This window comes from Paenibacillus sp. BJ-4 (assembly GCF_020404765.1).
Lineage (GTDB): Bacteria > Bacillota > Bacilli > Paenibacillales > Paenibacillaceae > Paenibacillus.
Map to the genome: position 1 here is coordinate 235,824 of NZ_JAIVEM010000088.1, position 20,657 is coordinate 256,480.

20 protein-coding genes, 1 rRNA gene and 1 riboswitch are annotated in these 20,657 nt (G+C 49.0%); of the genes, 3 read left to right on the plus strand and 18 right to left on the minus strand.

Translation table 11 applies throughout. From position 1 onward, the window contains the following. Positions 1-21: 21 nt before the first annotated feature. The 3 genes from purH to purM form a co-directional block, all read right to left on the minus strand. The gene (purH, locus tag LCF57_RS15915; protein WP_226001569.1) at positions 22-1,569 is read right to left on the minus strand and encodes a bifunctional phosphoribosylaminoimidazolecarboxamide formyltransferase/IMP cyclohydrolase; all 1,548 of its coding nucleotides are present in this window, start codon (positions 1,567-1,569) and stop codon (positions 22-24) included. 106 nt (positions 1,570-1,675) lie between these two features. Continuing rightward, positions 1,676-2,290: a phosphoribosylglycinamide formyltransferase gene (gene purN / locus LCF57_RS15920; protein ID WP_226001570.1), complete on the minus strand. Its 615-nt coding sequence runs from the start codon at positions 2,288-2,290 to the stop codon at positions 1,676-1,678. Further along, on the minus strand, positions 2,290-3,330 hold the full coding sequence (gene purM, locus LCF57_RS15925) for a phosphoribosylformylglycinamidine cyclo-ligase (RefSeq protein WP_226001571.1): 1,041 nt from the start codon (positions 3,328-3,330) through the stop codon (positions 2,290-2,292). Before purM ends, purN begins: the two co-directional genes overlap by 1 nt. A 59-nt stretch (positions 3,331-3,389) precedes the next feature. On the opposite strand from purM, the gene LCF57_RS15930 reads away from it, so the two are divergent. Next, complete coding sequence (locus LCF57_RS15930) at positions 3,390-3,761, plus strand: hypothetical protein (protein ID WP_226001572.1); 372 nt, start codon at positions 3,390-3,392, stop codon at positions 3,759-3,761. Between the two features lie 253 nt (positions 3,762-4,014). On the opposite strand, the gene purF is transcribed toward LCF57_RS15930, so the two are convergent. From purF to LCF57_RS15985, 11 genes are all read right to left on the minus strand, one after another. Continuing rightward, positions 4,015-5,496: an amidophosphoribosyltransferase gene (gene purF, locus LCF57_RS15935; RefSeq protein ID WP_226001573.1), complete on the minus strand. Its 1,482-nt coding sequence runs from the start codon at positions 5,494-5,496 to the stop codon at positions 4,015-4,017. Continuing rightward, positions 5,481-7,724, minus strand: coding sequence for a phosphoribosylformylglycinamidine synthase subunit PurL (gene purL / locus LCF57_RS15940; protein WP_226001574.1), 2,244 nt, complete (start codon positions 7,722-7,724; stop codon positions 5,481-5,483). Before purL ends, purF begins: the two co-directional genes overlap by 16 nt. Continuing rightward, entirely contained in the window at positions 7,702-8,391 is a 690-nt protein-coding gene (purQ, locus tag LCF57_RS15945; RefSeq protein WP_025719141.1) for a phosphoribosylformylglycinamidine synthase subunit PurQ, read from the minus strand. The genes purL and purQ overlap by 23 nt, the downstream gene beginning before the upstream one ends. Before the next feature lie 4 nt (positions 8,392-8,395). Next, a complete protein-coding gene (gene purS, locus LCF57_RS15950) occupies positions 8,396-8,641 on the minus strand; it encodes a phosphoribosylformylglycinamidine synthase subunit PurS (protein WP_007428837.1) in 246 nt (81 codons plus the stop codon). Between the two features lie 68 nt (positions 8,642-8,709). Continuing rightward, the gene (locus LCF57_RS15955; protein ID WP_226001575.1) at positions 8,710-9,591 is read right to left on the minus strand and encodes a phosphoribosylaminoimidazolesuccinocarboxamide synthase; all 882 of its coding nucleotides are present in this window, start codon (positions 9,589-9,591) and stop codon (positions 8,710-8,712) included. Positions 9,592-9,849: 258 nt separating this feature from the next. Continuing rightward, positions 9,850-10,272, minus strand: coding sequence for a hypothetical protein (locus LCF57_RS15960; RefSeq protein ID WP_226001576.1), 423 nt, complete (start codon positions 10,270-10,272; stop codon positions 9,850-9,852). A 98-nt stretch (positions 10,273-10,370) separates the two neighbouring features. Next, entirely contained in the window at positions 10,371-11,669 is a 1,299-nt protein-coding gene (purB, locus tag LCF57_RS15965) for an adenylosuccinate lyase (protein WP_226001577.1), read from the minus strand. Between the two features lie 2 nt (positions 11,670-11,671). Beyond that, positions 11,672-12,847, minus strand: coding sequence for a 5-(carboxyamino)imidazole ribonucleotide synthase (purK, locus tag LCF57_RS15970; protein ID WP_226001578.1), 1,176 nt, complete (start codon positions 12,845-12,847; stop codon positions 11,672-11,674). Next, positions 12,844-13,329, minus strand: coding sequence for a 5-(carboxyamino)imidazole ribonucleotide mutase (gene purE / locus LCF57_RS15975; protein ID WP_226001596.1), 486 nt, complete (start codon positions 13,327-13,329; stop codon positions 12,844-12,846). The genes purK and purE overlap by 4 nt, the downstream gene beginning before the upstream one ends. Positions 13,330-13,476: 147 nt before the next feature. Continuing rightward, positions 13,477-13,578, minus strand: a riboswitch (purine riboswitch). A gap of 345 nt (positions 13,579-13,923) precedes the next feature. Continuing rightward, positions 13,924-14,358 carry a universal stress protein gene (locus tag LCF57_RS15980; RefSeq protein WP_025719149.1) on the minus strand — a complete coding sequence of 145 codons (435 nt, stop codon included), beginning with the start codon at positions 14,356-14,358 and terminating at the stop codon, positions 13,924-13,926. A 143-nt stretch (positions 14,359-14,501) separates the two neighbouring features. Continuing rightward, positions 14,502-14,765, minus strand: coding sequence for a DUF1294 domain-containing protein (locus LCF57_RS15985; protein ID WP_226001579.1), 264 nt, complete (start codon positions 14,763-14,765; stop codon positions 14,502-14,504). A gap of 190 nt (positions 14,766-14,955) precedes the next feature. Between LCF57_RS15985 and LCF57_RS15990 the strand changes: the two genes are divergently transcribed. Both LCF57_RS15990 and LCF57_RS15995 read left to right on the plus strand, forming a co-directional pair. After that, positions 14,956-15,084: a DUF4023 family protein gene (locus LCF57_RS15990; RefSeq protein ID WP_007428828.1), complete on the plus strand. Its 129-nt coding sequence runs from the start codon at positions 14,956-14,958 to the stop codon at positions 15,082-15,084. Positions 15,085-15,527: 443 nt separating this feature from the next. Next, a complete protein-coding gene (locus LCF57_RS15995) occupies positions 15,528-16,682 on the plus strand; it encodes a type II asparaginase (RefSeq protein WP_226001580.1) in 1,155 nt (384 codons plus the stop codon). 183 nt (positions 16,683-16,865) lie between these two features. On the opposite strand, the gene LCF57_RS16000 is transcribed toward LCF57_RS15995, so the two are convergent. The 4 genes from LCF57_RS16000 to rrf all read right to left on the minus strand — a co-directional run. After that, positions 16,866-17,003 carry a hypothetical protein gene (locus LCF57_RS16000; protein WP_014279834.1) on the minus strand — a complete coding sequence of 46 codons (138 nt, stop codon included), beginning with the start codon at positions 17,001-17,003 and terminating at the stop codon, positions 16,866-16,868. A gap of 99 nt (positions 17,004-17,102) precedes the next feature. Then, positions 17,103-19,238, minus strand: a complete 2,136-nt coding sequence (locus tag LCF57_RS16005; protein ID WP_226001581.1) for a DNA topoisomerase III — start codon at positions 19,236-19,238, stop codon at positions 17,103-17,105. Between the two features lie 127 nt (positions 19,239-19,365). After that, on the minus strand, positions 19,366-20,358 hold the full coding sequence (locus LCF57_RS16010; RefSeq protein WP_226001582.1) for a ketoacyl-ACP synthase III: 993 nt from the start codon (positions 20,356-20,358) through the stop codon (positions 19,366-19,368). 198 nt (positions 20,359-20,556) lie between these two features. Then, a 5S ribosomal RNA gene (rrf, locus tag LCF57_RS16015) occupies positions 20,557-20,657 on the minus strand; the annotation flags it as partial.

Sequence of the window (20,657 nt, forward strand, 5' to 3'; positions counted from 1 at the left end):
TGCATCCTCAACTAATGCAAGTTAGTGCTTAAAGTGACGCACGCCTGTAAAGACCATTGCAATGCCGTATTCGTTAGCAACCTTGATGGATTCTTCGTCCTTGATGGAGCCGCCCGGCTGAATAACTGCCGTAATGCCAGCTTTAGCTGCCAGCTCCAGCGTATCGCCCATCGGGAAGTATGCATCGGATGCCAGGACCGCACCCTTCGCTTTTTCTCCAGCCTGTTCAATGGCAATCTTGGCCGCTCCGACACGGTTCATTTGTCCTGCACCTACGCCAATGGTCATATTGTCTGCTGCTAAGACGATGGCATTGGATTTCACATGCTTAACAACTTTCCAGCTAAACAAAAGCTGTTTCAGTTCTTCCGCGGACGGCGCGCGCTCCGTTACAACTGTAAGTGCATCCGGGTCTAAAGCATGAATGTCATTTTGCTGAACGACCATGCCACCTTCAATAGAAGTCACAACGAAACGGCTCTCCGGCTGTTCAGACGGGGACATCTCACCCATATCAAGCAAACGGATATTTTTCTTTTTGGTTAAAATTTCCATCGCTTCTTTCGTAAAGCCCGGTGCCAGTACAATTTCCAAAAAGATTTCGCTCAGTTTTTTGGCTGTATCACCGTCAATAATTCGGTTAGCCGCTACAATGCCGCCAAAAATGGAGGTTGGATCAGCCGCATACGCCTTGCTGTACGCTTCATAAATACTACCGCCGATTCCCACGCCGCAAGGGTTCATATGCTTCACCGCCACCACTGCTGGTTCGCTGAATTCCTTGACGATTTGCAGTGCCGCGTTAGCATCGTTGATGTTATTGTAGGATAGCTCCTTACCGTGAAGCTGCTTGGCTGTTGTCAGTGTACCTTTCGCTGCCAACGGCTGACGATAAAAAGCCGCTTGCTGGTGTGGATTTTCTCCATAACGCAAATCCTGAATTTTTTCATAGGTTACAGTGTACCGCTCAGGCAATGGCTCGCCTGTTACATTCGACAAATAATCGGAAATCAAAGCGTCGTATGCAGCCGTATGACGGAAAACCTTTGCTGCCAAGCGCTTGCGGGTATTCAGCTCGGTATCGCCATCCTTACGGATTTCTTCCAGTACAGCGCTATAGTCATCTGCATCGACCACTACACTTACAAAAGCATGATTTTTCGCCGCAGAACGCAGCATAGTTGGACCGCCGATGTCGATATTTTCAATCGCGTCCTCATAGGTTACACCGGGTTTGGCGATCGTTTCCGCAAAAGGATACAGATTCACAACGACCAGATCAATATAACCCAAGCCAAGCTCCTTCATCTGACGCTTATGCTCTTCATTATCCCGAACAGCCAGCAAGCCGCTGTGTACCGCAGGATGGAGCGTTTTAACACGTCCGTCCATAATTTCAGGAAATCCCGTTACCTCTGAAATCCCGATAACAGGAATGCCCTCCTTCGCCAGCAAGCTACTCGTTCCCCCTGTCGAAACGATCTCCACACCTAATTTGGACAACTCGCGGCAAAACTCCACGATCCCCCGTTTATCCGATACACTAACGAGTGCTCTTTTAATAGTCACCCTGTCTCCTCCTTTAGCTCTTTATCAATTTATTTCCCGAGAAATATCGGAAAATGCTTATACAGCATCCTTGATATGACAATGATATGACAAATTACAATCATTTTTAGAGAAGTGAAACCACCTTGCGACCATTCAAATGAATTTTGCCTTGAGCCAGTCTGCTAACCACTTCCGGATAGAGCTGGCGTTCCACGGATTGAATAGCTGCAGATAACGAATCCGCTGTATCATGATCGTGTACTTCTACCACACGCTGGGCAATAATGGCCCCGGTATCCATACCTCCATCTACAAAATGAACGGTAACCCCACTGACTTTGACTCCATAAGCCAACGCCTGTCCGACAGCATCTTTCCCAGGAAATGCAGGAAGCAGTGACGGATGAATATTAATGATTTTTCCGGCGTAAGCATCGACCATAACACTGGATAACAAGCGCATGTAGCCTGCTAGCACAATGAGATCGATTGATTTCTGCTCCAGCAAAGCAACCAGTTCACGCTCATAGTCTTCTCTAGAAGCATACTCCTTGGGTCGAAACGTATGACAAGCAATACCGGCTTTCTCTGCTCTGGCTACAGCAGGGGCCGCAGGCTTGTCACAGATTAACAATTCTATGGATGCGCCGCCCAGTTCTCCTCGCGCAGCCGCATCTACCAATGACTGAAAATTCGTTCCTTCGCCTGACGCAAAAACAGCAATACGGTAACCGCTCATTACACCTCGGCTCCCGTAAAGGTCACGATAGAGCTGCCTTCCGTTACCTTCCCGATCACATAGGCATCTTCACTTTGCTCTTTCAGTACATTCAGTGCAGTCTGTGCATCTTCTTGGCCCACAACGATGACCAATCCGATCCCCATATTAAAGGTCGTAAACATGTCTTTGTTGGAAATTGCACCTTTTTCCTGCATCAGCTGAAAAATCGGCAGAATCGGCCAAGCGCCATATTCTATATCCACATTGACGTGATCCGGCAGCACTCTCGGAATATTTTCGATAAAACCGCCACCCGTGATATGCGCCATGCCTTTAACCTTGACCTTGTCCAGCAAAGCCAAAACGGATTTCACATAGATTTTTGTTGGCTCCAGCAGTACGTCGCCCAGTTTGCCGTTCAAGCCTTCGATTTCATCATGTAAATCATAGCCTTGCTGTTCTAATAACAGCTTGCGAACCAGTGAGAACCCATTACTGTGCACTCCGCTGGAGGCCAGTCCGATTACCGTGTCTCCGGGAGCAATGGAGCTACCGTTAATGATTTTGCTCTTATCCACAATGCCGACAGTGAATCCAGCAATATCATATTCACCATCGCTGTACATGCCTGGCATTTCTGCGGTTTCACCGCCGACCAGCGCACAACCTGATTGGTGGCAGCCCTCGGCAATCCCGGCGACAATGGCTTCAATTTTCTCGGGTACAACCTTGTCACAGGCGAGGTAGTCGAGAAAAAAGAGTGGCTCTGCGCCCCCAACGACAATGTCGTTCACACACATCGCAACCGCATCAATACCAATGGTGTCATGGCGGTCCATCGCGAAAGCAAGCTTCAGCTTCGTGCCGACTCCATCCGTACCGGAAACGAGTACCGGCTCCTCGTACTTATCCTTATTCAGGCCGAACAAAGCACCGAATCCGCCCAAATCCGTCAGCACTTCGGGACGGAAGGTACGCTTGACGTGCTTTTTCATCCGTTCTACTGCTTCATTACCGGCAGCGATATCTACTCCTGCGTTTTTGTATGCTTCGGACATTCATGAACACTCCTTCAAATGATTGACCCTCCTAAGTCCTCCCTAACAGGGAGGATTCCATGGGGCTGCTCCCCCTGGACCCCTCAAGAGTCGGTCAGATGCGTAGGGTTGGGTGTTGCTTGGTGGTTGGTTCGTGCTGTGAGTCGCGTGTTTTCCTTGTGGTTGTCGGGATTTTCCCGCAATCACAAGAACACGCTTTTGTTCGTGGCCGCCTATGCAGCGCGGCGGCGAGGCACGTCCCGGGCTGTTTGCTTCGCAAAGGTGGGGACGTGCCGGGCAAAGAAGTGAGCAGCGCCAACGAGCGGCTTACTTCTTTGCCCTTTGGGGCAGGCAGCTTCGCCCTGCCTGCTATTGAGCTTCGCTTTGCTGGCTCACGGGCGGCTTTACGGCCGCCCGTTAAAAACTCATGGCATGAAATAGTTATGCCATGAGTTTTTAACTGCCTTTCCTATCCTCTTCCTCGTGGGAACAGAAGAGGTACAGGCACTGCTGAAATAATGCTGCACACCTGAGGAACGCAGCGGGTGGAAGGATTCTGGAGAAGCGAAGCGTTCGCCTTTGCCGCCGGATTCCAACCCTGTAAGGGGTTATTCCAATCCTGGAATCTGGCAAGAACCTTCCACACGCGGAGTGGCCCCCTCAGAACCGCATTATATGGCGCTAGTACCTCTTTTGTTCTCTATACTAACAACTACATCCGAGCTTTTCTTCGCCTTTGAAATCCACCTGAGTCGGATAATCGTTGTCGAAGCAAGCCAGACATAAGCCGCCTTTATAATCCTGCTCGTTATGTCCGCCTACAGCAGCGATCAAGCCCTCGGCGCTCATAAAATAGAGCGAATCAGCGTTAATCTCCTGACGAATTTCCTCGACTGTTTTGGAGGAAGCGATCAGCTCCCGGCGATCCGGCGTGTCAATGCCGTAAAAGCACGGGTTTTTGAAAGGCGGCGAGGTAATACGTACATGTACCTCCAGTGCACCCGCATCCCGTAGCATATTCACGATTCGACGGGAAGTAGTCCCCCGGACGATAGAATCGTCGATCATGATGACGCGTTTGCCTTCGACTACGCGGCGCACAGCGCTCAGCTTCATTTTCACACCCTGCTCGCGCAACTCCTGACTTGGCTGGATGAACGTACGTCCGGTGTATTTATTTTTAATCATGCCCAGCTCATAGGGAATACCTGTCTGCTCGGCATAACCAATCGCTGCCGAAATACTGGAATCCGGCACCCCGGTAACCAAATCCGCATCGACAAAAGCTTCCAAAGCCAACTGGCTGCCCATCCGTTTGCGTGCGGCATGAAGATTAGTCCCGTTCAAATCACTGTCAGGACGAGCAAAATAAATATACTCCATCGCACACAGCGCTTTGCGTTGCTTTTCTTCCGTGTAACGGTCTTCGTGCAGTCCATTTTGATCCAGCACCAGCAGTTCACCCGGCTCGATATCGCGCAGCAGCTCTGCTCCAATCGTTTCCAAAGCACAGGACTCGGAAGCAAACAGATACGCATCTCCCAATCTGCCCATCGTGATCGGACGCAGACCATTGGGATCAGAAGCCACAAGCATCTTGTCGTTGGTCATGATCAGGAAGGCGAACCCACCGACGATACGTTTCAATGCATCCTTGGCAGCCTCCACCAAATCCTTGGACGACCGGGCGATCAAATGCGCGACGACCTCTGTGTCGCTTGTCGTTTGAAAAATAGACCCGCCTTGCTCCAGCTCATGCCGGATTTGCAAGGCGTTTACGATATTGCCGTTCGTGGCTACCGCCAAATCACCATCACGATATTTGAAAACCAAGGGCTGTGCATTCGTCAGCTTGCTGTCTCCACTTGTCGAATAACGTACATGCCCGATAGCAATGTCACCTGTCAGCGAAGCCATCAAGTCTTTATTGAACACTTCTTTAACAAGACCCATCCCACGATGATAATGGAACTCATCACCACTGCTCACACAGATGCCTGCGCTCTCCTCCCCACGATGCTGGAGCGCATGCAATCCGTAATAGGCCAGAGAAGCGGCATCGGAATGTCGGTATACACCAAACACGCCGCATTCCTCTTTTAATTTATCAAACAGCCCCTCTTTACCAGAGCCTTCATTATAGTAATCTCCAGTCCACAACGTCCGTGCTGTTATTTCATCAGACATGGAATGACATCCTCCCAGATTTGCTTCAAACTGGCGACTGCCTCGTTCAAAGCGGGTTGTCCGTTTACCTCAACTGTCAATTGGGATCCTTCAACTGTACCTAATACGCTAACCGGCACTCCCAGACCACGAAGATGTGCTTCCAGCGCAGATGCCTTATCCGGCGATGCGGATAACAAAATGCGAGATTGACTTTCGCTGAACAATGCATGGTCAGGACGCAAAGAGGTTTCCACGTTAATTTGTGCTCCCAATCCGCCACTAATACCGGATTCTGCGAGAGCCACAGCCAATCCACCCTCTGCGAGATCATGCGCGGATTGTACCAACCCGGTCTGGATCGCACTGAGCACCGCATTCAGAAGCTTTTTCTCCACGTTCAGATCAAGCTCGGGCGGTCGTCCCTCGGATACTCCGTGTACGACAGCCTGGAACTCACTGCCCCCCAGCTCGGCTTTCGTTTCTCCCACCAGGAAAATCACATCGCCTTCTGATTTAAAGCCCTGGGTCGTAATGTGATCCGTATCATGTACCAGACCCACCATACCGACAACAGGCGTTGGATAGATGGAACCTTTGGTATTTTCATTGTACAAGCTAACGTTGCCCCCGATGACTGGGGTATCCAGTACACGGCAAGCTTCTGCCATACCGTCCACGGCCTTTTCCATTTGCCAGAAAATATCCGGCTTTTCAGGATTACCGAAGTTCAGGTTGTCCGTAATTGCTAACGGCTCGCCGCCGGAGCAGACAATGTTACGTGCTGCTTCGCTGACTGCAATCCGTCCGCCTACCTCTGGATCAAGGTATACATAACGTCCGTTACAGTCCGTGGTCATCGCGAGTCCCTTGCGGGTACCGTGCACGGTCACTACAGCTGCATCCGAGCCCGGACGAACGGCTGTACTGGTGCGAACCATGTAATCATACTGCTCGTATACCCATTTCTTGCTGGCTACACTTGGCGATGAAAGTACCTTTTTCAGCGCACCGTTCAAATCGGTCACTTCCGGGTAACGCAGTGTGTCAACGGCAGCATTTTGCTCGTAATAAGCAGGAACTTCGGAAGGCTTGTCGTAAATCGGACACTCGTCTACCAGCGCCGTCACTGGCATATCACCCACCACTTCACCGTGATGGAACAAACGCAAACGACCGTCATCCGTCACCTTGCCGACCTTGGCGCAAATAACACCCCAACGCTCGAAAATTTCAAGCGCCTGTGCTTCATCCTTAGGCTCTACTACGAACAGCATCCGTTCCTGTGATTCGGACAGCATCATTTCGTAAGGTGTCATGCCCTCTTCACGCTGCGGTACCTGATCCAGATACAGCTCCAGACCGTTGCCAGCCTTACTCGCCATCTCCGCGCTGGAGCAGGTAAGTCCCGCTGCGCCCATATCCTGAATACCCAGCACAATACCGCTGTCGATCAGCTCCAGACAGGATTCCATGACCAGCTTTTCCATGAATGGATCGCCTACTTGAACCGCAGTCCGATTCGCTTCGGATTCCTCTGTCAGCTCAACCGATGCGAAGGTCGCTCCGTGAATCCCATCACGGCCTGTCGGCGGTCCCACATAGAACACCGGGTTACCGACCCCTTTGGCAACACCACGCTGGATTTTGTCGTGATCGATCAATCCAACACACATCGCGTTGACGAGCGGGTTACCCTCATAGCTTTCATCGAATACAACCTCGCCGCCTACGGTTGGAATACCGATACAGTTTCCATATCCCGCAATACCGGATACCACGTGCTCGAACAAATACTTCACACGGTCGCTCTCCAGCTTGCCGAAACGCAGGGAGTTTAACACCGCTACAGGTCTTGCGCCCATGGAGAAAATATCACGGATAATGCCGCCTACCCCAGTCGCTGCCCCTTGAAAAGGCTCTACTGCCGACGGGTGGTTGTGGCTTTCGATTTTAAATACAACTGCTTGGTTGTCACCGATATCTACAATCCCTGCGCCCTCGCCGGGTCCCATCAGAACTCGTGGACCGCTCGTCGGGAAACGACGCAGCAGCGGCTTGGAGTTTTTGTAAGCACAATGCTCTGACCACATGACACTGAATACGCCAATCTCCGTATAATTCGGCTGACGTCCCATAAATTCGCAGATCAACGCATATTCGCTGTCCGACACACCCATCTGCTGATACAGTTTATGTTCGGCAATCTGCTCTGCCGTTGGTTCCTTAGCGGACACTTGCTGCGCCATGACGATCCCTCCAAGCATTCAAAATAGATGTAAACATACGTTTGCCGTCATCCGTTCCAAGCAATGCATCCACCGCGCGTTCCGGGTGGGGCATCATGCCCAGTACATTACCTTGCTCGTTACAAATCCCTGCGATATCCGTCATGGAACCGTTGGGATTATCTTTATACGTAAATACGATCTGATTGTTCGCCTGCAAACGAGCCAGCGTCTCATCATCACAGTAATAGTTGCCTTCGCCGTGTGCGATCGGAATAATGATCTCTTCACCAGCAGCATAATCTTTTGTAAAAGGCGTTTTATTATTCTCGACCTTCAACACCGTATCACGGCAAAGGAACTTCATCGACAGATTACGGCGCAGAGCACCCGGCAGCAGCCCGGCTTCGGTCAAAATTTGAAAACCGTTGCAGATACCCAAAATATATTTCCCCTCGGCAGCCGCTTTGGCTACTTCCTTCATCACCGGAGCAAACCGGGAAATTGCGCCACATCGCAGGTAATCTCCGTAGGAGAAGCCCCCCGGAACAAGAATACAATCGTAAGGCGACAGATCCGTCGCAGTATGCCATACATAATCGACAGGTTCACCGACCGTGTCCTCTATCGCCTTATAGCAGTCAATATCACAGTTGGAGCCCGGAAAAACCAGAACTGCAAATTTCATGGAATTAGCCCTCCAGTTCGTAGCGGTAGTCTTCAATGACCGTATTAGCCAACAGCTTTTCGCACATCTCGATGACGCGCTTCTCTGCACTCTCGCGGTCTGTTGTATCCAGATTCAGCTCCATATACTTACCAATTCTGACGCTGTCCACTTCTCCGAAACCCATAGAATGCAGCGCTCCCTGCACCGCAACCCCCTGCGGATCCAAAACGCTTTGCTTAATTGTGACATAGACCGTTGCTTTCATCATGTTCCTTCAGTTCCTCCTCCGAATGGATGAATCCTATTGATTATTGGTTTTAAATCAATGATTACTATTTACTGTGCCGTCAGACGCCGCCAAATATCCGTATATCTTGCAGTTGTTTCTGCTACCACTTCAGCAGGCAACGGATCGGGCTTACTATTCTTGTCCCAACCGGATGATGCCAAATAGCTTCGTACCGGCTCCTTATCCATGCTGTCAATCTCCACATCCAGCTCATACTTTTCCTGTGCCCAGAAACGTGATGAATCCGGGGTGAAAATTTCGTCAATCAAAATAACCTTGCCATTCACAAGACCAAACTCAAACTTGCAATCAGCTAAAATGATTCCACGCTTTTCACAGAAAGCACGGGCAAATTCGTACAACGCCAAGCTTTTTTCTTCAAGCTGGGCTGTTAGTTCAGCCCCGACCAGTTCTTTCATTTGGTGAAGGGAAATGTCCTCGTCGTGTCCGACGTCGTTTTTGGCAGCTGGTGTAAATAAAGGCTTGGGAAAGCGTTCATTCTTACGCAGCCCCTCCGGCAATGGAATACCGTTTACCTCACCGGTCTGCTCATACTGACGCCAGCCGCCTCCGGTAATATATCCGCGCACCACACATTCGATATCGATGCGTTCAGCCTTCAGCGTGACCATGATCCGGTCTTTCAGCAACTCTTTATTCTGTTCGTCGATAATATGACCGAGCTTGTTCACATCGGTATGCACCACATGGTTTTCCAACAAGTCTTTCGTCTGCTCAAACCAGAAAGCACTAAGCTTATTGAGTACATTTCCCTTTTCCGGTACGGGTGGCTCCAACACATAATCAAAAGCCGAAATCCGATCCGTCACGACAATCAGAAAATGCTCTCCGAGATCATACAACTCACGCACCTTGCCTTTGTACAGGAGCGGCGCATGGATCAGACCTTCGGCAGTAGACAATGACATTTCATTACACCTCTTTCAAAGAAGTTTGCCCCTCCTAAATCCTCCCCTCGGGGAGGACCCCCAGGGCTGCTGCCCTCGGGACTCCCGCAAGGGTTGGGCTGGTGAGCGGGATGGGACCGTTTTTTTGTAGCTGGGGTGGGGCGAGAGCGCGTTTCGCTGGATGAAGGCCTGTTGGCACAAGCTTTCATTCAGCAACGCTTTTACGTCGGCGCAGAGCGACGTTTTTACGTGCACAGCGCCGTATCAGCGTTGAAAGCTCTAAGCTGCAATTTTATATGCAAGCTTACGGGCTGCTGCGGCTCCGTGCATGCCGCAGACCATTCCGGCCCGGGGCCGTAGCTCGGCATGCCATGCGGCCGAGCATTGGGCTTCGCCTGTTGTGCGCATGTTCCACGCTGCGCACTTATACGGTAGCTCAAGGCTTCGCTGCTTGAGCCTTGCGCGTTCTTGGAAGGACCGTGACTGTTTGCTGCGCAAATTCGGCAGTCCTTCCAAGAACGTTGCTTGCGATTGAAAAGCAGTGGAACACGCTTTTTCATCGCTCTTGGGGAGGTGCGGCTTCTTATGTGCCGCACCTCCCCCTTGTTCTGCCCCCATATGAGGGTTGGTGCTGGATTGCAGCGGAGCTGACGGAATCGTTCTGGAGAAGCGTGAGCGCTTGCCTTTGCCTCTGGATTCCAACCTTTACGGGTTTATTACAATCACAGGAATCCAGGGGCAACAGCAATCGGAAGAATGATCCGTTCGCGCAGCGGTCTCACCACGCACCAACCTTCCCTCTACTCCCCTAATCCCAGCTTTTTAAAGATCGTATCTACGTTCTTCAGATGCCAGGCCGGGTTAAACGCATCCTCAATTTCCTCGGGACTGAGCACGGCGGTAATTTCCGGGGTCGCCTCCACGATTTCGCGGAACTGGCGCTGCTCTTCCCATGCCTGCATCGCACGCGGCTGCACGGTATCGTAGGCTTTTTCACGACTAAAGCCCTTGTCGATCAGCTTCGTCATAATACGACCGGAGAATGGTACGCCATACGTACGCGCCATATTGCGCTTCATATTTTCAGGGAAGACCGTCAGATTCTTCACGATATTGCCAAAACGGTTCAGCATATAATTCAACAGCATCGTCGCATCCGGCAGAATAATACGTTCCACAGAAGAATGCGAGATATCGCGTTCATGCCACAGCGTCACGTTCTCATACGCAGAAACCATATGCCCGCGAATTACACGTGCCAGACCGGAGATGTTTTCACTGCCGATCGGATTGCGTTTATGCGGCATCGCGGAAGAACCTTTTTGACCCTTGGCAAAGGCTTCCTCCACCTCACGGAATTCACTCTTTTGCAGTGCGCGGACTTCTGTAGCAAATTTGTCCAAGGATGTAGCTATCAACGCCAACGTCGCCATATATTCAGCATGACGGTCACGCTGGAGCGTCTGTGTAGAGATTGGAGCCGGCTTGGTGCCCAGCTTGCGGCATACAAACGCTTCTACAGCCGGATCAATGTTAGCGTAGGTGCCGACTGCGCCGGACATTTTACCGTATTGCACCTGATCAGCAGCATAACGGAAACGTTCCAGATTGCGCTTCATTTCCTCGTACCACAAGCCCATTTTTAGTCCAAATGTGGTCGGCTCGGCATGCACTCCATGCGTACGGCCCATCATCGGTGTGTGCTTGTAAGCCAATGCCTTTTCCTTCAAAATTTCAATAAAATTCAAGATATCCCGCTCCAGAATTTCATTCGCCTGCTTCAGCAGGTAGCCCAGTGCGGTATCCACCACATCCGTGGAGGTCAGGCCGTAATGTACCCATTTGCGCTCGTCGCCAAGACTTTCAGACACCGTACGGGTAAAAGCAATGACATCATGTCTCGTCTCCTGCTCAATTTCATAAATCCGGTCAATATCAAAGCTTGCATTCTTACGCAGCGCCACGGTGTCCTCTTTCGGGATAACCCCTAATTCCGCCCAAGCTTCACAGGCGCACAGCTCTACCTCCAGCCATGCCTTGAATTTATTTTCTTCCGTCCAAATCGCTCTCATTTCCGGTCTGCTATAGCGTTCGATCATGACTATTTATCCCCCCAAATATTGGTTTGTTCAATCCATTTCAGCGCTTGCTCCGCATCCTGGCACAATAGATTAATATGTCCCATCTTTCGGCCTGGCTTGGCTTCACTTTTTCCATACAAATGCAGCTTGGGTACAACATCCAATCTTTCGGCTTCGGCATCCGGCTGCACGAACCGCCGAACCACGTCCTCCAAATGCTCACCCAGCACATTGACCATCACGACCGGAGTCAGCAGCTTCGTGCTTCCCAGTGGCAAGCCGCAAATCGCACGTATGTGCTGCTCGAATTGCGACGTCGCGCAGCCCTCCATCGTGTAATGACCGGAGTTATGCGGTCTCGGGGCCAGCTCATTGACGTACAATTGTCCATTTTCGGCAACAAACATTTCTACAGCGAGCAGCCCTACCGCACCTAATGATTCCGCCACAGCCAGCGCCAGTCTACGTGCTTCCTCCTGCACCGATTCCGGTACACGCGCAGGTACAATCGACGTGTGCAAAATATTGTTCACATGAATGTTTTCCGCAGGTGGAAAGGCTTTGGCTTCGCCATTCGTGCTGCGTGCGACGATGACCGAGATTTCGCAGCGAAAACGAATAAACTGCTCCAGCACCAGCTCCGTACCGCTAGTCGCCAATTGTTCGTAGGCTGCTACGGCTTCCTCCGGCTGGCGAATGACCGCCTGTCCCTTGCCGTCATAACCGCCGACTGTCGTTTTGAGCACACACGGTACACCTAGCTCAGCTACCGCTTGAATCATATCCGTAGCACTGCTGATTTCACGATACGGAGCCACCGGGACGCCTGCCGCTTCAATAGAACGTTTTTCACGCAGACGATGCTGTGTTGTGTACAATAGATTGCTGCCCTGCGGTACACTGGATTCCTGTTCCAAAAGCGCGGCTACACCCGCATCCACATTTTCAAACTCATACGTGATCACATCGCACCGCCCAGCCAGCTCTCTGGCCGCATGCTCGTCATCATAAGCGGCGCGAATCTGCTCCGACACCTGCCCACATGGACTATCCGGTGCCGGGTCCAGCGTCACAAAGCGGTACCCCAGGTTTGTTCCCGCCAGTACAAGCATTCTGCCCAGTTGTCCGCCTCCCAAAATTCCAATCGTTGCGCCAGGAGGACGAACACAGCCTGTAGGTTCACATGCCTCATTCATAGTGAATCACTGCCTTCTAGCACCTCATCACGGATACGATCGCGTCTTGCCACGACCCGCTGGCTTATCTTTTCGTCAAAAGCACCTAATATTTGTGCTGCCAGCAGCCCTGCATTCGTAGCACCTGCCTTGCCGATTGCCACAGTGGCAACTGGAATACCACCCGGCATCTGCACAATCGAGAGCAGAGAGTCCAGACCATTCAGTGCCTTGGACTGGACAGGCACACCGATGACTGGCAAGAATGTTTTCGCAGCCATCATTCCTGGCAGATGGGCAGCCCCACCCGCTCCGGCAATAATGACCTTCAGTCCGCGCCCGGCGGCTTCCTCTGCATAACGGAACATCAAATCCGGTGTACGATGGGCTGAAACTACCTTTTTCTCATATCCGATTTCAAGCTCGTCCAGCACAGCACATGCATGTTGCATGGTGTCCCAGTCTGATGTGCTGCCCATAATGACAGCGACCTGCACTGACATGTCCTTCACTCCCTGTTTATCAATAAGCGCCAAAAATCCGGCACTCGAAAATAACGTTATTTTCAAGACACCGGACTACGAAAAAACAAACGACAGAGCTTCATAAAGGCATGCCAAAAGCAAGCCTGTTTCACCGCACCAATGCGGCTTCAGCCGTATGTCTCCCGTAGTCCGGAAATTTAAGGTTTCCAGGTAGAAACTTCCGGGCCATATCCCCGGCATTATACGAGTCAGCATTGTGCCTAATCCATCCCCAACGATATACGTTCCTAGCATAATCGTGATTTGTTTCGGCTCAAACATGTGTACCTTATTAAATTGTACCTAAAGTTCATTTTTTATCGACAATACACTTCATAGTTTAACAATTCCCTACACCCTATGTCAACTTGAAAACGAACATTATCAAAATCATCCAATTGAATGTTCGTGTTTGACAAAATCAATATGCTTATATACCTAAGAGTCTGGTAACAGTAGCACATTTAGCCGACTCTCTGCCTTAATTAATAATAGCGGACATTATACTATACAGAAAAAAAAGTCGGCACTTCCTGTACAGAAAGTAATCCGACTTTTACTCATTTTATTCTGTTACTTAACGACCAGCACAGGAATGCGCGCATGCTGCACCACATTGTGACTCACGCTGCCCAATACAAATTCACGAATACCACCCAAGCCGCGACTACCAATCACAATTACATCAAAGCCATTTTCATTGGCATAATCCAAAATAACTTCGGCTGGCGAACCTTGAATCAGCTCTACCTTGGCATCCACACCTTGATCAGCAAGTCGCTTTTTAACTTCATCCGTGGTTTGCTCCGCCAAATCGTAATATTCTTTATTTATCGAAGCCGGAATCGGAGCCAAACCCTCGCCCATGAAGATTCGTGGGAAATCAAATGCCGTTACGACCTCAAGCTTCGAGGACGGTGATGCCTTGGTTAATTCAGCTGCCTTCAGCAAGGCCTTGTTGGCTGCATCCGAACCATCATAAGCGAGCAATATTTTTGAAAATAGCATCATAAACACCTCTTCTTTTTCAGTTTATTAAATCCAAGCCTGAAATATGTATTCCTTTGCACGCTTGCATAATACATTCGTGGACGCTGGAGTAGCCGCCTTACTCATCATTAAACATCCCTATAAGATCCTAAACCCCGGCTTTACCGCAAAAAATATCCATATAGCAATGCGTTAATGAACAGCAACGCAGGAATACCGAGTCTAAAGCTCATATGTCGTGTTTTATGGCGCTTGCGGTACATCGCAATCAACACACCCAATGCCCCTCCGATCAGGGCCAGAAAAAACAGGGTCCTTTCGGGGACGCGATCACGATGCTTACGCGCTCTTTTTTTATCCTCCGACATTACCAGATAGCCTACTGCATTGATAAACAGCAGCCATACGAACAAGCCTGTCTGCAATGTCTCTCCTCCTTTTGCACACCGAACCAATCAGGTATTAGTTCATATGGAACGCTCTCATCCCCATTATACCCCCACCCCTTTTACAGAAACAATCTTCTTCTGACTGGAATAGCGCTTTTGCGGATATAGTAACGTGGTATGAGGAAAATCCTCAACCACATCTATTTTGTCTCAAAGGAGGACCGCGATGGAAAGCACCCATGAATACGTTGAAAAGCTGCGAGAAAATGCAAAAAAAGCAGAGCACAACCGTAAACGAGGAAAAGGAACTCCAAGTGCCAGCTTGCCAACCAAACAGCATACCAAAAACCCTTGATAAGGACTCTGTCTAAGCTGTAAAACCATGTATAAATGGATCCAATCAGCTTAACTTGCAGTTTCCTTTGATGAAGTAAAACAAACTGTTTGTTCAGATTCCACAAAAACAGCAAGCGAATTCCTTTTGAGGGATATCAGCTTGCTGTTTTTGCATTTGGCGTGAAATCCATTGAATGCGAATGCTATATATTGTAAAATTACCTGGAGCTAAGAAGCTCTCTCATCCTACACAATGTAATATGATGCGAAGATCAGACCAAAAGTAGAAATAAAAGCGATTATATCTTTAGAAAATAAGTTTTAAAGTCATATTTTCTAACATATATATTGACTAAAAACAATTTAACCCTCTATAATTCGTGATATTAACTAATTCGACATTTTTATTGTCAATTAATTTAACATCAAAGTTCAGGTTTTGACATTGGAGAGGAGCTTTATATGACTAACATGAAAAAAATGACGATGATTCCCCTATTGGCCGGCTTTATTCTCGGAAGTACCTTGTGGAGTGCTGGATTTACGAACACTGCCGCAGCAGCCACCAGCACGACTACACCTGCTTCGATCTCTACAACCTCAGACAAAACTGAAAAAACAGAAACCAATCATTTACCCAATATTAAAATACTGGCCACAGGAGGAACTATTGCAGGCTCATCTGCCGTCAATACCGACACTACAGGCTATAAAGCAGGCGCACTGGGTGTTGAAACCTTGATTAAAGCTGTTCCTGAGATGAAAGGTATTGCGAACGTCAGTGGTGAACAGGTTGTCAATGTAGGCAGCCCCGATATTAATAACGACATCCTTTTAAAACTTGCCAAACGCACCAATGAACTGCTTGCCAGAGATGATGTAGATGGAGTCGTAATTACGCACGGTACAGATACATTGGAAGAAACCGCCTATTTCCTTGATCTTGTGGTCAAAAGCGATAAGCCTGTAGTTGTCGTTGGCTCTATGCGTCCAGCTACAGCGATCAGCGCCGACGGTCCCTTTAACCTCTATAATGCTGTGAAAGTCGCCGGAGCTTCGAGCTCCAAAGGTCAAGGCGTACTCGTACTGCTGAATGATCGAATTGGTGCAGCAAGATACATCACCAAGACGAACACGACTGCTGTAGATACATTCAAGTCCGTGGAACAGGGGTATCTGGGAGCTGTTGTCGGAGATCAAGTGTACTACTATAATAAACCTGCACGTAAGCATACAACGGCTTCCGTATTCGATATCTCCAATCTGACCCAACTTCCACAGGTAGACATTCTATACGAATACCAAAACAACGGTCGCTATCTGTATGATGCTGCTGTAGCAGCTGGTGCCAAAGGGATCGTTGTAGCAGGTTCCGGTAATGGTTCCTTATCCTCCGCCTCCTCGGAAGGCGCTGAGGCAGCAGGTAAAAAAGGAGTTATCATCGCCCGCTCCAGCCGTGTAGGCAGTGGCATCGTATCTCCATCAACGAAAGACGCAGCATCGAACTTTGTTTCCACCGATTCGCTTAATCCACAAAAAGCACGGATTTTGCTCATGCTCGCTTTAACGCAAACGCATGATGTTAACCAAATCCAATCCTTCTTCAATGAATACTGAGATTAATCATCCGAAAGCAAGATAATACCCTTTTTATTAAAAAAGCAGCAGTTACGGTGTATATATTCACCGTTCTGCTGCTTCTTGTCGTTAGATAATTGGCGGATATCAGAAACTGCTCCATCTGAAATTTAATCGCCATAAGTCTTACAAACTATTCTGCCCTGCCCGCCTGTTCAGCGATCAAGACTGCTGCTTGGGAATTCCATTTAGGCTTGGAGGATATTTGGCCTGCTTCTCTGGATGAGGAGCGATTTCTTCCTCCAGTATACTTGATTTATTTTGCTGATTATTGATTTTAAGCGGCTTATGCTTTGACATAATTGCTCACCTCCTCGGCTTACCATGCCAAGGAGTGAGCGTTTTTATACCGATGTACACCGGCTCTGGTTGTAGCTTACATCTGCTTTTGGCTTTCCGTTACTTGCCTTGCTTTTGATCCATAGCCGCCTTTAGCAGATCACCCAAGCTGGAACCAAAAGATTCCTGCTTTTCATATTGTCTTACCAACTTTTGCTGTTCACGTTTGTTTACCCGTTGCTTGTCCTTATCCAGCGTTTCGGTAATGCCGCAAGACAGACATCTTACATACAGTCCAGCTTTGCCTTCTTTCATTTCCATCTTCTTATGACATTGCGGGCAACGCCGGTTCGACAAACGTTTTTCCCCTGAACGACGGTAACCGCAATCCGTACTTGGACATACCAGAAACTTGCCCTGTTTGCCCTTCTTCTCCAACAGCTTTGTACCACAATTCGGACAATGACTGTTCGTCACGTTATGAGGCTTATATTCGGCGCTGCTATTTTTTACAGTAGAAACCAGTTCTTTCGCCATAGCACGAATAGAGTTCAAAAACGGCTCCGGTTTCCCTTGACCACGCGCGATTCGTTCCAACTCCGCTTCCCAACGTGCCGTCAGCTCAGGTGTTCGAAGCTGCGGAGCCGCCAACTCGATTAGTTGCTTGCCTTTCCCCGTTGGATGCATCACGTTCCCCTGGCGCTCAATCGTATCCGAGCTGACGAGCTTCTCGATCAGATCGGCGCGGGTAGCAGGAGTACCTAGTCCATGCTTCTCCATCTGTGCGAGCAAGGCCGCTTCCGTGTACCGCTTTGGAGGCATCGTTCGTCCAGCTCGCACAAGGCAACGCTGTATGCGGACGGCATCTCCTTTTTTCAGTTCAGGCAAAATAACGCCACGCCCTGTGCTCTCCCGATCCTCTGCTTCTTCATCGTCCATGTCATAATGGCTTCCGTCATATACAGCCCGCCAGCCACTATCTTTTATGGTTGTGCCTTTGACCTGAAATGTCTCCTGCTCTACCGTGACCGATACTGCTACAGCATCATAGCGTGCAGGCGGATAGAACAAACTGATAAAACGACGTGCAATCAGGTCATACAGCTTGCGTTCCTCCGGGCTTAGCTGATTAAGCAGCAATGTCTGCTCTGTAGGAATAATCGCATGGTGATCCGTAACTTTGCTGTCATCCACAATTCGCTTTGTGATCGGCAGATTGTTGCGCAGCAAGGGGCGTGCCAAGGATGCATACGGGCCTACAGCTACACTGCTGAGCCTTTCCTTCAGTGTACCTACCATATCAGAGGTTATATAACGACTGTCTGTACGTGGATAGGTGACCAGCTTATACTGTTCATACAGACGCTGAAGTACATTAGACGTCTGTTTGGCGGAAAAGCCATAACGCTGGTTAGCGTCTCTTTGCAGTTCCGTTAAATCGTAAGCCAATGGATGAGGCTCATTCTTCTCACTCTTTTTAACACTGGCGACCGTGCCTTTGACCCCCTCCAGTCTACCGCGCAAAGCCTCTGCCTGCGTTCGGTCAAACATTCGTGAATCCCCATTCTCTGACCGCCAAACTGCCTGAAAGTCGCCAAAATCCGCTGTCAAAGTATCATATTCCTGAGATCGAAACTGGGTAATTTCTTTCTCACGTTCCATGATCATTCCCAGCGTTGGCGTCTGTACTCTTCCAGCGGAAAGCTGAGCGTTATACCGGCAAGTCAATGCGCGGGTCACATTGAGACCAATCATCCAGTCTGCTTCAGCCCTACAGCGGGCGGATTCATATAAACGATCAAACTGCTGACCAGGCAATAGCTTTGCAAAGCCTTCCTTAATCGCCTTGTCTGTCTGTGAAGAAATCCATAAGCGCCGGAAAGGCTTCTTCCAGTTTGCCATTTGTATGATCCAACGTGCCAACAGTTCTCCTTCACGAGCAGCATCTGTTGCCACGATCAGCTCACCAATGTCCTGCCGCTTCATAAGCTGCTGTACAGCTTTGAATTGATGGTTGCTTTCGCGCAGTACCTTTAGCTTCGAACTCTTTGGAAGAATGGGCAAGTCCTCCAAATTCCAGGATGCATATTTAGAATCATAATCCTCCGGCTCTGCTAAGCCGACCAAATGCCCTAATGCCCATGTCACCACATACTTGGGTCCTTCTATATAACTTTTATGCTTCTCGCGGCTGCCCATCACACGTGCAATCTCTCTGGCCACGGACGGTTTTTCTGCCAATACCAATACCTTCATGTTACGCTCCTTTCTCTCATAGTGTTAATTATACCATCCTGCCATCCTACGATAAATCTATGTCAGCGGCTCTCATTAACATGTTTGTACATACTATTCATATTGCTTCTACACTGGTTAGGACATCTTATAAATCAGGCACACTCCATTTTAGTAGCAGACCCGCATATGTCAGGCCGCCTCCAAATCCATATAATATAACATGTTGTCCATACCGTAAACGCCCATCATCCAGGCCACATTGTAAAGCCAATGGGATAGACGCCGCCGATGTATTTCCATAAAACTCCACACTTGTCAGCGTCTTCTCCAAAGGTATTATGCTTCTTTCACATATGGACTCGATCATTCTCAAATTAGCGCTATGAGGTACAAACCAGTCGAGATCTTCCTTCTTCATATCTGCCTGATTCAACAAACGTTCGACTCCCGCTGGAACGGAACGAACAGCCCATTTATAAACCTCACGTCCATTTTGGGCGATAAACCCATGATCTTGCAGCTTCTCTCCATCCAAATTATTTGATAATCCTGCACGGTAAAGATGTGCTCCCCCTTGGCCATAAGTCCCTATATCCGCGGTCAAAAATGATCCTTCATCCTCGTCGTATTCAACAAGTGCAACCCCTGCCCCATCTCCAAAAAGTACACATGTCGTCCGATCCGTATAGTCTGTAATTTTAGATAACGTTTCCGCTCCCACCACTAACACCTTACGGTGCAGACCACCCGTAATAAGGCCATTTGCCAAATGAAGTCCATAGGCAAACCCTGCGCATGCTGCACTAATATCCATCGACCCCGTATCCAAGATATTAAAATGAGCCTGAATACGTGAAGCCGTACTTGGGAAGTAGTAATCAGGGGTACTCGTCGCTACAATGATCATATCAACATCGTTTATATTTACGTCATACAGGTTAATCATACGTGTAATTGCTTGTATACATAAATCTGAAACATATTGATCTTCAGCTGCAATTCGCCGTTCACGCATACCCGTTCGTTGTACAATCCACTCGTCACTAGTATCCACGAGCTTCTCTAAATCGGCATTCGTTAAAATCCGTTCAGGTACATAAGTACCAAGAGCCGTTAACTTCGCTTTTGAATTCAACAATCTGACCACTCTCCTTTGTCATCCTTAATCACATTATAACACCAGATACTAATACCTGGTACTAATTTATTTTAAATTTATTTATACGATGATGAGTCCATCTTAATTTGCACCTATTCCTTTAAATATATAAATATCACTGCTTTCAACGCAAAAAAAGAGTCATGATCTTCTAAGATCATGACTCCTTTAACTGTTGCTTGGCAACGTCCTACTCTCCCAGGACCCTGCGGTCCAAGTACCATCGGCGCTGGAGGGCTTAACGGTCGTGTTCGGGATGGGTACGTGTGGAACCCCTC

Bases quoted from the DNA above. Each gene is read 5' to 3' on its own strand.
- purN (WP_226001570.1), bottom strand. From the start codon at position 2,290: ATGAGCGGTTACCGTATTGCTGTTTTTGCGTCAGGCGAAGGAACGAAT.
- purM (WP_226001571.1), bottom strand. From the start codon at position 3,330: ATGTCCGAAGCATACAAAAACGCAGGAGTAGATATCGCTGCCGGTAAT.
- LCF57_RS15930 (WP_226001572.1), top strand. From the start codon at position 3,390: ATGGGGCTGCTCCCCCTGGACCCCTCAAGAGTCGGTCAGATGCGTAGG.
- purF (WP_226001573.1), bottom strand. From the start codon at position 5,496: ATGTCTGATGAAATAACAGCACGGACGTTGTGGACTGGAGATTACTAT.
- purL (WP_226001574.1), bottom strand. From the start codon at position 7,724: ATGGCGCAGCAAGTGTCCGCTAAGGAACCAACGGCAGAGCAGATTGCC.
- purQ (WP_025719141.1), bottom strand. From the start codon at position 8,391: ATGAAATTTGCAGTTCTGGTTTTTCCGGGCTCCAACTGTGATATTGAC.
- purS (WP_007428837.1), bottom strand. From the start codon at position 8,641: ATGATGAAAGCAACGGTCTATGTCACAATTAAGCAAAGCGTTTTGGAT.
- LCF57_RS15955 (WP_226001575.1), bottom strand. From the start codon at position 9,591: ATGTCATTGTCTACTGCCGAAGGTCTGATCCATGCGCCGCTCCTGTAC.
- purB (WP_226001577.1), bottom strand. From the start codon at position 11,669: ATGATCGAACGCTATAGCAGACCGGAAATGAGAGCGATTTGGACGGAA.
- purK (WP_226001578.1), bottom strand. From the start codon at position 12,847: ATGAATGAGGCATGTGAACCTACAGGCTGTGTTCGTCCTCCTGGCGCA.
- purE (WP_226001596.1), bottom strand. From the start codon at position 13,329: ATGTCAGTGCAGGTCGCTGTCATTATGGGCAGCACATCAGACTGGGAC.
- LCF57_RS15980 (WP_025719149.1), bottom strand. From the start codon at position 14,358: ATGCTATTTTCAAAAATATTGCTCGCTTATGATGGTTCGGATGCAGCC.
- LCF57_RS15990 (WP_007428828.1), top strand. From the start codon at position 14,956: ATGGAAAGCACCCATGAATACGTTGAAAAGCTGCGAGAAAATGCAAAA.
- LCF57_RS15995 (WP_226001580.1), top strand. From the start codon at position 15,528: ATGACTAACATGAAAAAAATGACGATGATTCCCCTATTGGCCGGCTTT.
- LCF57_RS16000 (WP_014279834.1), bottom strand. From the start codon at position 17,003: ATGTCAAAGCATAAGCCGCTTAAAATCAATAATCAGCAAAATAAATCA.
- LCF57_RS16005 (WP_226001581.1), bottom strand. From the start codon at position 19,238: ATGAAGGTATTGGTATTGGCAGAAAAACCGTCCGTGGCCAGAGAGATT.